Genomic DNA, 12,090 nt, shown 5'->3' with positions numbered 1-12,090 from the left:
GGCGCAGCCGACGCCCGGTTCCGGACCGCCGGACTCCACGCACTTGATGCCTTTGTAGCCGGCCTTGAGCACGTCCTCGAGCTCAAGGTCTTCCACCGAACCTTCCTGCGCCGCCAGATGAAGAACCGTGTCCTGTGCTTTGGCGTTCAGGATCAGCCGGGTGGAGTCGGCTTTCGGGTCGCATCCGACGATCAGGATCTTCTGCCCGAGGTCGACAAGCGCTGCGAGCGTATTTTGGGAGGTGGTGGACTTGCCGATCCCCCCTTTGCCGTAAAATGCGATTTGACGCAAATCTACCATATCGCCTTCCTTCTTTCGTTCCATCCATCGCTGAGTAAAAGGCAGGCAGCTCGCGCCGCCTCGCATGGCAATCTTCAAAACCCGTGCCATGTGGGCAGCAGCATATAAAACAGCTGTTTTGCTGATCTTCAGCTATTTAGTTCCAAACTTTCGAAGGCGGGATCGACAAACTCTTGTCTCGAAACCGCCAAACTGGACGAAGCGGCCGCGAGGTCTTGTCGGTTGGAAATCGCTTGCGTCAAAGATCAACAAATCTCGTCCGTATCCTTACATCTCAGGCGAGGGACAGAAGTAGTGTGGCAAGTCGTAGAGCCAAGCAGATCGGTACCGTCTTGACGGCCGATCGGCTCGCACCACGCGTCCGAATCAAGGCCGGATGATCAGCAGAACGCATATGAAGGCACAGTAGAGATTGTCGCTTACAACAAACTCGCTGTTATGCTGTCTCCATGAACAAATAGGGGGAATGCCGACAGCTTGGCAGCTGCAGTCTTGCAGGCCCGGATTGTTTCGCCATTGGCTGAGATTGACAACGGAGCCGGTTTCGATCGTCAGCGGGCCAGATTCTGAGGAAATGCTCGAAGGCTACAGCAAAGATCGTGAGCAAGCTATCAAGTTAAAGCGCTAGTCGCGGACGCTTTTTTCCGGCCATACGCTCAGCTCCGACAAATGTGGATCGCGTAGTCGAATACGGCGAAGAGCTTAAGGCAATTTTAGTAGGTGCTATCAGAATTGACCGATGATCATTATCCGACGACGACATCACCGCTCATCTTTAGGAAAGTGGCATTTGCGCGTGCCCGCACAGTCGTAATATCGGGAGCAATAATCCCCCGTATCGGTTCAACGTCGCCGGACAAGCCCGCCAGGTTGCATCTGTGGCCTTCACGTTTTCAAGATCTCGCGCCCGACGAACTCTGCCGCTCCAGAAAGACTTCCGCTTTCCTCAGGGAGAAAGCATTCATTAAAATCGCCGCATTCCTTGCAGCTGGGAGCGCTACAAAGGGAAAAGCCTTCAGCTTCGCAAATCTTGCGGTAAAAATACTTCTTCCACCTCATGTTGTTGGTGTTGCCTGCCACCAGCGCCGGAAAATGCGCGAACAGCAATCTCCTAAGTTCGGCTTTGTCAAGCAAGCCGAGATCCCGCCAGAGGTGGTCTTCGCGCATGGAACGTCGCGCAATGATCTTAGCAAAACGCACGCCCTCAGGGTCGCCTGGCCGCACATGCCCTAGGAGCATATCGCGCAACAGTTGCTCCTCTGCATCAGGCATGCAATCACTCGCCTCTTGCAGGGCAAAAGCGCGGATAAGCCTTGCCGGAAAACTGCGGGCTGGTATATCCCGCAGCTCCCTAAGCGAAAGGCCGGTTGCCTCGGTCGCGGTGGCAATCCCCATCTCAATTTCTTCAAGTGCGCGCGAAAAAACGCGGAAGAGCACATAGTCATCAAAATATAACTTGAGACCCATCTGGCATGGTCGGCTGAAATAGCGTGTTTGGCAATCGTCGCAGTGGTCGACGGCTATGCCGGTTTGACGTGCGGCGTCCGCAGCTGGCACCGCCACCGTCGAGACCCCGATGTGATGCACATTTGGCATGCGCTTCGTCGCTTTCTCCAATAATCGAATTCAGTTGGCTGCTTTGATCCCCGCAAGGCGAGCATTCAAAGGTTGTGCCAGCTTGAGCAAGTGACAGTTGAAGCCGGCTTTTCAATCACTCGATCGCCCGTGCAGCGGGGAGGCGATCCCGCCTCCCAGTTATCGCCAAACGGACAAACGCAGGCTTTCAATCTGCGGCGCCGATCGAGCAGTCTGAGTGTAGCAATCTGAGGGAAGATCAAAGATCAATTGCTGCGCAACGACGTGTTAGCCGCCGATAGAGTTATCATATGTCTCTTCGATAGTCCTCAGAGTAGTTGGAGACCGGCACTGAACGTCTTCCGACCTTCAGTGTTGACCTTTGTCCAGTTGAACGGGAGGCCTTCGGCAACGTAGTAAACGCCGCTTTGAGGCGTCAGCTTTCCGTTTCTCGAGCCCATGTCGCCACGCTCGCGGACTCTCAGCGAATCGGCGCGATAGAGTTCATTCTCCTGGATCCTATCATTCGTCATTGCGCTCATAGGAGCACCGGGGAGCGGCGATCAATACGCACTTGCAGGCCTTCCAGTGCGCCCGCAACGATGAGGCCCTTGTTCGCCACTCGGTCCATCGGAACAAACACAGGATCAAGCACCGGCCGGCAACATTCAAAACGTCGCGCGGCTTCCGTCATCGTTATTGACGGCGAACGATAAGGTTTACTACCATCGCCTCCCAAAAGCGCTATCTGCCCGGCAAGAGGGATCGGGTACCCGTCAAAGATCGTAAAGGCGGTTAACCCAACTCGCAAAGCTTCTTCGCCAACAAATAGCGAGTGCATGTCGTCGAAGCGGATCATCTGAATAAGATCACTGCCAATTAAACCGGCGATCGATGCAATGCTGTTGCGATCAGGGAGCTCAGCGGCGCGAAAGATCGCACTTTCCGGCTCCAACAGATACACAAAATTTTCCATATCCTTGCCTTCTAAATTCTTGAAAAGAGCTCGTGCCCAGCTGCTTTTGACGGGAGCGAAAGCGACTCGTGCATCAACTTGGGATAGCGACAACGCGCGGCAATATGCAGATTTCAGCGTGCTGTGTAAATGGTCCTGCGCCAATTCGGTTCGGTTCAATTCAAGCCAGGCTCCGGACGCGTCGCTCCGATGTCGCCCAGCCAGTTGATTCTATTGAGATATTTTAATGGGCGTGTTTTTATTCCGGCCAGCCCCCATACCAACTCCGGGCCAAACATGAACGCGACGATGTTAGACCATACCGGCAGCCGCGCAGTCGACTAAGCGGGTTCAGCAATCGAACGCGGCGGCCATCGGCGTCGCCGCACGTATGGCTCGAATTTGTCCCAAATTTGCGGAACGGGATCCCGACCTTGGGCAAACTATGCAAACGGGTGCGTGTTCCAAGTTTGACGAGATCTGTACGTCTGTGAAACGATTGCGCTTCATTCCCTGGTCCTCTCAATGGGCCAGAGCTTACTTCAAAATGGATTATTTCAACGGGGCAAGGTCAAAGGCACCCCTTACGACGTATAAAGCAGAAAGAAAATTTGCAATCGGCGAGTTCCATCCGAGCATCACGACATTTGGCTAGCGCAACCGGGGCAACAGCCGCGCTCACTGTTGGCTGACTTAAAGTGTGCTGAGTGCCGCGGTCGCGAGTTCGCGCTCGGTCCCCAGGCGTTTTCGGTGCCGCGTTTTTAGCGTTATTCAAAACGCGGATGATGGCATCCAATCAATCTATTTTGCCTGATTAGCGACCTTGGTGCATGACCAAGGTGTCTCACCAAACAAGCCGATCGCGACCTCAGCGGAGAACGTACAAAAATGCAATAGATAGGAAGCGGCAGATTTTATTGCGTATCCCGGAGAGATACTGGCGCCGCCTTGTTGCTCGCTATGGCGGCGGCCTTCGGAGTCTGGCGAACAGGATTTGCCGAGTCGGAAGCCGCGAAAGAAGAAGTCGTCACTTTGGCGTATTCGCGCTGACCCAACTTTTGGCAACCTATGGCACTCACGGCGAAGTCATGCACGTTCATAGCGTGGACGAATCGGGCGAAACGTCAGCGTCGACGCAGTTCAAGTATTGGACGAACGAACGGGAGCAAGACCTTGCCCTTTAGAACTTTTTTTTGCATCCTGCTACTGGTCACGTGCACCAGCGCTGTTTCGGCCTACGCCGCGTCGCTTTCCATCTTCAAAGCGTTCGCCGTAACACTAGCGGCTTCGGTTTTCCTTCAGGTCGTTTATTTCTTGAGCCTGCTATTTATGTCCTTCCGGCCCACGCGCGAGAGCGACAGGTCGATACATTCAGGAACTCGGCAGGCAAACCAGCCACAAAAACATGATCGCGATGAAACTGAGCTGACTTGCCACTGAATTTTCATCCGGCGGCGATTAGAGCCTCGGCGGTTTTGAATACGTCAAGTGGCGCGGTGTGAGCAACCGGCGGAAACGCGAAGCCTTCATCTTGCGCAGCGTTGGAGCCGGTTGCGGCGATGGTCCCGGCATAATCTTCCGGGGTCTGATATCCGAGCGATTAGTGCGGCCGGAAATTATTGTGATCGTCCGCCCATTCGGCAATGGCGCTTCGGGCATGATTGAGGCCAAAGAACAGGCTTTCGTTGAGCAGTTCGTCGCGCATCCGACCATTGAAGCTCTCGGCATAGCCGTTCTGCATCGGCTTTCCCGGCGCGATGTAGTGCCAGTCGACTTTGTGATCCTTCGACCACGCGAGGATCGCATTCGAGGTGAGTTCAGTGCCGTTGTCGGAGACGATCATCCCCGGCTTGCCGCGTCGTTCGATCAGGGTCGTCAGTTCGCGAGCGACACGACGACCGGAGATCGAGGTGTCCGGGATCGCCGCCAGGCATTCGTGCGTCACGTCATCGACGATGTTGAGCACGCGAAACCTCCTTCCGCAAGCGAACTGGTCGTGCACGAAGTCTAGCGACCATCGGGCATTGGCCTTAGCTTCGACCGGAATCGGAGCACGCGTGCCGACAGCACGGCGTCTGGCGTTGCGCTTGCGGACAGAGAGACCCTCCTCGCGATAAAGGCGATAGATGCGATTGACCCCGGACGGTTCTCCCTCCCGCCGAAGCAGGACGAACAGCCGCCGGTAGCCGAAACGCCGCCGCTCATTGGCGAGGTCGCGCAGCTTCGCTCGCAACTCGGTTTCCGGCGGTCGGTTCGACTGATAGCGGATCGTCTTGCAGTCGGCGGATATGATCTGGCAGGCCCGCCGTTCCGAAAGACCCATGACGGTCTTCAGATGCGTGACGGCGTCACGCTTGGCGACAGGCCCTACCATTTTTTGAAAGAAGCTCGCGGAGTGCTGCTGCGTCCAACATCTGCTCGGCGAGCAGCTTCTTCAGTCTCGCGTTCTCGTCCTCAAGCGCCTTCAGCCGTTTCGCCTCGGAGACTTCCATACCGCCGTATTTGGCTTTCCAATTATAAAACGTTGCTTCTGAAATTCCGTGCTTGCGGCAGAGGTCGGCCACCTTTGCGCCCGCCTCCTGCTCCTTCAGCACCGCAATAATCTGCCTTCCGTAAATCTCTGCTTCTTCATGCGTCCGTCCTTTGATGGGCCGGACTCTAATCAATTCTGGAGGAAATTCGCAGGGGCAGGTCAGAGCAGTCCAACGTCCCCCAGCTTGACCTAAGGCGTAAACGGCGCACCCCTTAGTTAGCGGTGTAGGTATTGACCCAATTCATCAGGCTAAAGCTCAATTCGATGTCATGGAACTACTCAACAACCTCCAGCAACCGAGGACCGCTTTCTTCACCACGGTGCGGCGGTCCATGAGATGCTGCATTGGTCTCCCGATTGCTTCATCTTCGGCAGGAGGCTTCTTGATTGGGCATCGTCTGGTTTAGAAAGCACCTCCGACTCAGGCGACTGTTGCCGACCGCCGCTCCTGATTAGATGACATGTTTCCGGAAGAGAACATGCTTCGAAATTTGAGCGTTTCCCGTTGCCTTTTCGACCTACGCCGATCGAGAAGCTCGACCGTCTCGGTAAGCGCGGGGGTGGAAACATTAAGAACAACGTCAACGAGATGACTACAAGCTCAGAACTTGCATTTGGCGGAAATAAGCTCCGCAAACTTTACTACCGGAGGGTCGAGGCGGGTCCAGTCTGATTTGCCCAGAGCCGGCGCTTTTAACGCGGCGGCCTCGGCGCAGTCGACGACGTTCCCGCCCATCGGACGAAAACTCGCGGGGCAACTTCGACGTCGAAGATGGCGCGGATTGTTGCACGAAAGCCCGCCGCGAGGGCATCCCATGCAGGTCGCCGACTATCGGACGCAGACCGGCGTTAGAGCAGTCTTTTGTCAGACATGTACTCCGCGGTTGTCGGCATTGAGACTGAATGGCGGGAGCTTGACACTACGCGCTGCTACGAAATGCCTGCTGAACCCACGAATTCACTTCGGCACGCGATTTGCTCTGGTCACGGTATGTCGCCAATCGCAGCGCGATGGCCTTCGGGCGGCGCATCGCTGTTCGCGTCTCGTGAGTTCCGATGGTTTGCTGGGCAATGATAGTGGCTCGGTTGTGTGTGCCGGGAAAATGTGAGGAGTGTTAGATGCGATCTAGAGTTCTTCGTTTGCGACCCACAACAATCGCCCACGTCGCGAGCGGTACAGCCAAAGCGGCAGACCTTGAGCCAGGCGGGAAGCCGGGGGTGTGGGACTGGACTGGAAGTTCTGTTTGCGGACGGGTCGGTGGGCGGGTGCGGTCGAACCTGCTGCGCCAATTCCTACGGTCGGCCGACCTATGGCGATACCGACATGTTCGATTTCAACCGGCTGCAAAACCCGCACCTGCCGCTCGGCCAGGGGCCGCATCTGTGCCTGGGCGCTGCGCTGGCGCGCCTGGAATTGGGAAGTGTCTTCCCCCCGCCGTTCGTGCGGCCGGAGGATCTGGCGCTGGCAATCGCCGCAGAGGGCGTGGTCTACACGTTGCCTTAACTCATTTGCTGCCCGCAGTCTGCCCATCATCTTCCGCCCCTTCCGGGCTTAAAGAGTGAAGCGTCACCATGTCCGAACAATCCTTGCCGACGCTGCCGATGTGGCGGGTCGATCACATCGAGCCCTCGCCCGAGATGTTAGCGCTACGCGCCAAAGGTCCGATCCACCGCGTGCGCCTTCCGTCCGGGCACGAATGCTGGTGGGTGACAGGCTATGACGAGGCCAAGGCGGTGCTGTCTGACGCGGCATTCCTGCCCGCGGGAATGCCTCCGGCGGATTTCACCCCCGATTCGGTCATTCTCGGTTCGCCGGGATGGCTGGTCTCGCACGAAGGGGACGAGCATGCTCGGTTACGCACGATCGTGGCGCCGGCCTTCAGCAACAGCAGGGTGAAGCTGCTTACGCAGCAGGTCGAGGCGATCACCGTGCAGTTGTTCGATACGCTGGCGGTTCAGCCCCAGCCCGCAGACTTGCGACGCCATCTCTCCTTTCCGCTTCCGGCCAAGGTAATCAGCGCGCTGATGGGCGTGCCCTTCGAGGAACACGCCTTTTTCGCAGAGCTCTCCGACGAGGTGATGACGCACCAGCATGAAAGCGGCCCGCGCAGCGCGTCGGGCTTGGCCTGGGAAGAGCTCCGCGCCTACATTCACGGCAAAATACGGGGCAAGCGACAGGATCCGGGCGATAACCTGCTGACGGATCTGCTAGCCGCGGTTGACCAGGGTGAAGCGACCGAGGAAGAGGCGGTCGGCCTCGCGGCGGGCGTGCTGGTGGCGGGGCACGAGAGCACCGTCGCGCAGATCGAATTCGGCCTGCTGGCCATGTTTCGCCATCCGCAACAGCGCGAACGCCTGGTCCGCGATCCGTCCCTGGTGGACAAGGCGGTGGAGGAAATACTGCGAATGTATTCGCCTGGCGCGGGCTGGGACGGCATCATGCGCTACCCCCGGACCGACGTGACCATCGCGGGCGTGCATATACCCGCGGAGAGCAAAGTACTGGTCGGCCTGCCGGCGACCTCGTTTGATCCGCGCCATCTCAAAGACCCGGAAGTCTTCGACATCGGACGCGACGCAAATCCCCACCTGGCGTTCTCCTACGGGCAGCACAATTGCATCGGGGCGGCGCTGGCGAGGCTGGAACTGAAGGCCGTATTCGGTTCGATCTTCCAGCGCTTTCCCGCGTTGCGCCTGGCCGTGGCGCCCGAAGAACTGAAGTTGCGCAAGGAGATCATCACCGGCGGGTTCGAGGAAATGCCGGTGCTCTGGTGCGGACGCCCCCCGGCATCGCAATCTTCTCATTTGACGGCGCCTGGCGCGGGCCGGTCAGATCAGCCACCCGACAGGTAACCAAGATGGACGTGCAAGAAACCAAGGCAGCATGCCACGACGCCTTCGCCGAGCTAGCGTCGCCAGCATGCATCCAAGACCCGTACCCGTTCATGCGGTGGTTGCAAGAGCACGATCCGGTGCACCGCGCGGCGTCGGGCCTCTTTCTGTTGAGCCGCCACGCCGACATCTACTGGGCGTTCAAGGCCACGGGCGATGCGTTTCGGGGGCCGGCGCCATCCGAACTGGCGCGCTATTTCCCGCGTGCGGCGTCCAGCCTGTCGCTCAATCTGCTGGCGTCCACGCTAGCCATGAAGGAACCACCGACGCATACGCGTCTGCGCCGGCTGATTTCGCGCGATTTCACCGTGGGCCAGATCGACAACCTGCGGCCGAGCATCGCGCGCATCGTCGCAGCCCGCCTGGATGGCATGGCGCCCGCACTGGAGCGAGGAGAGGCGGTGGACCTGCATCGGGAATTCGCACTGGCCTTGCCCATGCTTGTCTTCGCTGAATTGTTCGGCATGCCCCAAGACGACATGTTCGAGCTCTCAGCGATCGTCAGCGCCATTCTAGAAGGCCTGAGCCCGCACGCCAGCGATCCACAGCTCGCCGCGGCGGACGTGGCCAGCGCCAGGGTGAAGGCCTATTTCGGCGACCTCATACTGCGCAAGCGCGCCGATCCCCGCCGCGACATCGTGTCGACACTGGTCGGCGCACACAGCGACGACGCCGATACGCTTTCGGACGCGGAGTTGATCAGCATGCTGTGGGGCATGTTGCTGGGCGGCTTCGCCACCACTGCTGCGACTATCGACCATGCGGTGCTGGCGATGCTGGCCTACCCCGAGGAGCGGCACTGGCTGCAGGGAGACGCCGCAGGGGTGGAGGCATTTGTAGAAGAAGTACTGCGCTGCGAGGCGCCCGCCATGTTCAGCTCCATTCCGCGTATCGCCCAGCGCGACATCGAATTGCATGGCGTGGTGATCCCGAAGGACGCGGACGTGCGCGTGCTGATCGCGGCCGGCAATCGCGACCCGGACGCTTTCGCTGATCCCGACCGATTCGATCCGGTGCGGTTCTACGGCACCAGGCCTGGCATGTCGAGCGACGGAAAGATTATGCTGAGCTTCGGCCACGGCATCCACTTCTGCCTAGGTGCGCAACTCGCCAGGGTGCAGCTGACCGAGAGCCTGCCGCAGATCCAGGCTCGCTTCCCCACGTTGGCCTTGGCCGAGCAGCCGACCCGGGAGCGCTCAGCGTTCCTTAGGACGTTCCGCGCGCTGCCGGTGCGGCTGCGCGCGCAGGCGGCGGCTGAGGTTCGCGTCGTGGTCGACCAGGATCTGTGCGGAACCACTGGTCAGTGCGTGTTGACGCTGCAGGGCGCCTTTCGTCAGCGCGAACCGGACGGCGTGGCCGAAGTGTGCATGGCGACGGTCCCGCAGGCGCTGCATGCCGCTGTGCGGCTCGCAGCCAGCCAGTGCCCCGTCGCGGCCATCGGGTGATCGAAAGCGAAGCCGGCGATGACCATTGCACCAACCCCGGCCCTACGCCCTCTCCGGCAGACGCTGAGCGACATGCAGCGAAAGACCTACGCAATCCAGGAGAACATGATGGAACGATTTAAAGGCAAGGTGGCCGTGGTGACCGGCGCCGGCGCCGGGATCGGCAAGGCATGCGCCCTCGCCATCGCGCGCGAGGGCGGCAGAGTGGTGGTTGCCGACATTGATGGCCCCGCTGCCATCGCCTGCACCGCACAGATCGCAGCCGAAGCGGGCCAAGCGCTGGCCGTGGCCATGGACATCGCAGATGCGCAGGCGGTGGCAGAGCTGTTCGAAACGGCGAAGCGGCGCTTCGGTGGGGTCGACGTGCTTGTGAACAATGCGAGCGCCATGCATTTGACCCCGCTCGACAGCGCGATCCTCGACCTGGACGTGGCGGTCTGGGACCAGACCATGGCGACCAATTTGCGCGGCACGCTCCTCTGCTGCCGGCAGGCCATCCCACAAATGATCGGCCGTGGTGGTGGCGCGATCGTGAACATGTCATCGTGCCAAGGGCTCAGCGGCGACACCGCACTGACGTCATACGCCGCGTCGAAGGCCGCAATGAACATGCTGTCGGCCTCGCTTGCCACCCAGTACGGACACGCGAAGATCCGCTGCAACGCGGTTGCGCCAGGTCTTGTCATGACCGAACGTCTCTTCGCCAAGCTGGACGAGTGCATGCAACGGCATCTACACCGGCACCAGCTCCTGCCGCACGTCGGCCGCCCCGAGGACGTAGCCGCGCTGGTCGCGTTCCTGCTCTCGGAGGAGGCTGCGTTCATCACCGGCCAAGTGGTGTGCATCGACGGCGGCATGTTGGCGCATGTTCCAACCTACGCCGACGGTGGCAACAGCGCGGCTCGGCCGGCCGGTGACGCCGCCGTAGCAGCCGCAGCGTCGCATTGGTGATGGACATGCTGCTCAACCCGCTGAACCGCTGGCGCCGGCTACGGGACGACATCCCGGTCATGCCTGGCGCTTTCCCCCTGGTCGGGCATCTTCCCGCCATCGTCTGCGATCTGCCGCGCCTGCTGCGGCGCGCGGAACGGACGCTAGGCAGCCACTTCTGGCTGGACTTCGGCCCGGCCGGACACCTGATCACATGCCTGGATCCGGATGCGCTCGCATTGCTCCGGCACAAGGAAGTGTCCTCGGCACTGATCGAAGAGATGGCGCCCGACATCCTTGGCGGAACGTTGGTCACTTTGGACGGTAGCGCGCACCGGCAGGCGCGCGATGGGATAAAGGCGGCGTTTCTGCCCAGGGGTCTGTCCGAGGCCGGCATTGGCGAGCTGTTCGAACCAATTATTAGGGCTCAGGTCAAGGCGTGGCGCGACCGCGGTGAAGTCGCTATCCTGCCAGACACTCGCAACCTGATGCTCAAACTCACCTTCAGTCTCATGGGCATCCCCGCCCAAGACCTGTCGGAGTGGCATCGCAAGTACCGGCAACTGCTACAATTGATGGTCGCGACCCCGATCGACCTGCCGGGGATGCCACTGCGGCGCGGCCGCGCCGCCCGCGATTGGATCGACGCGCAGTCGCGCCAGTTCATCCGGGACGCGCGCGCGCCCGCCGCGCGCACCGGGTTGATCAACGACATGGTGAGCGCCTTCGATTGCAGCGATGGCGCGCTCTCCGATGACGTCCTGGTCGCCAATATCCGTTTGCTGCTGCTTGCCGGCCACGAGACCTCCGCCTCGACGATGGCCTGGATGGTGATCGAGCTGGCGCAGCATCCAGAGCTGTGGGACGCCCTGGTCGAAGAGGCGCAACGCGTGGGCGCGGTGCCGACCGGGCACGAGGACCTGGCGCAATGTCCGGTCGCAGAGGCGCTGTTTCGGGAGACGCTACGAATGCATCCGGCTTCCTCGCTCGTACCGCGTCGCGCGATGCAGGAATTACAACTCGGCCCGCGGCGCATTCCTGCGGGCACTCATTTGTGCATCCCACTGCTGCATTTCTCGACCTCGCCGCTGCTGCACGAAGCGCCCGATCCGTTTCGTCTGGGGCGGTGGCTGCAACGCACGGAGCCGATCCGGCCGGTGGACATGCTGCAGTTCGGTGCCGGCCCACACGTCTGCATGGGCTATCACCTTGTATGGCTGGAGCTGGTGCAGTTCAGCATCGCCTTGGCATTGACCATGCAGGAGGCCGGGGTGCGGCCGCGGTTGATGAGCGGCGTCGAAAAAGGCCGGCGTTATTACCCGACCGCATCCGTCCATGACAATCCGCATCGGATTCTCATGAGCTGGGATCCTCTGCCCCGTGTCAAGAGGCAGCGGCGACGGCGATGAGCGGCATTGCTGCACTCGGCGCGCGCGCAGTGCGACGCCGGCAGCACCGCG

7 protein-coding genes and 2 pseudogenes are annotated in these 12,090 nt (G+C 60.1%); 5 read left to right on the top strand and 4 right to left on the bottom strand.

Annotated features, from left to right (window positions below):
- The 4 genes and pseudogenes from MOV76_RS35575 to MOV76_RS35560 all read right to left on the bottom strand — a co-directional run.
- On the bottom strand, positions 1 to 300 hold a 300-nt coding region (locus MOV76_RS35575), incomplete at its 3' end, for an AAA family ATPase (protein ID WP_247266290.1).
- 885 nt (positions 301 to 1,185) lie between these two features.
- Positions 1,186 to 1,896: a nitrogen fixation protein NifQ gene (locus MOV76_RS35570; RefSeq protein WP_009996802.1), complete on the bottom strand. Its 711-nt coding sequence runs from the start codon at positions 1,894 to 1,896 to the stop codon at positions 1,186 to 1,188.
- A 517-nt stretch (positions 1,897 to 2,413) separates the two neighbouring features.
- The gene (locus MOV76_RS35565; RefSeq protein WP_008536498.1) at positions 2,414 to 2,851 is read right to left on the bottom strand and encodes a hypothetical protein; all 438 of its coding nucleotides are present in this window, start codon (positions 2,849 to 2,851) and stop codon (positions 2,414 to 2,416) included.
- 1,423 nt (positions 2,852 to 4,274) lie between these two features.
- Positions 4,275 to 5,462 (bottom strand): annotated as a pseudogene (locus tag MOV76_RS35560) (IS3 family transposase).
- A gap of 1,225 nt (positions 5,463 to 6,687) precedes the next feature.
- On the opposite strand from MOV76_RS35560, the gene MOV76_RS35555 reads away from it, so the two are divergent.
- The 5 genes and pseudogenes from MOV76_RS35555 to MOV76_RS35535 all read left to right on the top strand — a co-directional run bounded on the left by MOV76_RS35555 (position 6,688) and on the right by MOV76_RS35535 (position 11,992).
- On the top strand, positions 6,688 to 6,867 hold the full coding sequence (locus tag MOV76_RS35555) for a cytochrome P450 (protein ID WP_008536508.1): 180 nt from the start codon (positions 6,688 to 6,690) through the stop codon (positions 6,865 to 6,867).
- A 68-nt stretch (positions 6,868 to 6,935) separates the two neighbouring features.
- The gene (locus tag MOV76_RS35550) at positions 6,936 to 8,216 is read left to right on the top strand and encodes a cytochrome P450 (protein WP_040111859.1); all 1,281 of its coding nucleotides are present in this window, start codon (positions 6,936 to 6,938) and stop codon (positions 8,214 to 8,216) included.
- Between the two features lie 5 nt (positions 8,217 to 8,221).
- On the top strand, positions 8,222 to 9,700 hold the full coding sequence (locus MOV76_RS35545) for a cytochrome P450 (protein ID WP_237350496.1): 1,479 nt from the start codon (positions 8,222 to 8,224) through the stop codon (positions 9,698 to 9,700).
- 108 nt (positions 9,701 to 9,808) lie between these two features.
- Positions 9,809 to 10,651 carry an SDR family oxidoreductase gene (locus MOV76_RS35540; RefSeq protein WP_247266289.1) on the top strand — a complete coding sequence of 281 codons (843 nt, stop codon included), beginning with the start codon at positions 9,809 to 9,811 and terminating at the stop codon, positions 10,649 to 10,651.
- Positions 10,651 to 11,992: pseudogene (locus tag MOV76_RS35535) on the top strand (cytochrome P450). Before MOV76_RS35540 ends, MOV76_RS35535 begins: the two are co-directional and overlap by 1 nt.
- Positions 11,993 to 12,090: the final 98 nt, after the last annotated feature.

Source organism: Rhizobium sp. PRIMUS64 (assembly GCF_023006465.1).
GTDB classification, from domain to species: Bacteria; Pseudomonadota; Alphaproteobacteria; order Rhizobiales; family Rhizobiaceae; genus Rhizobium; species Rhizobium leguminosarum.
This window is presented reverse-complemented; position numbering and strand designations above follow the sequence as displayed.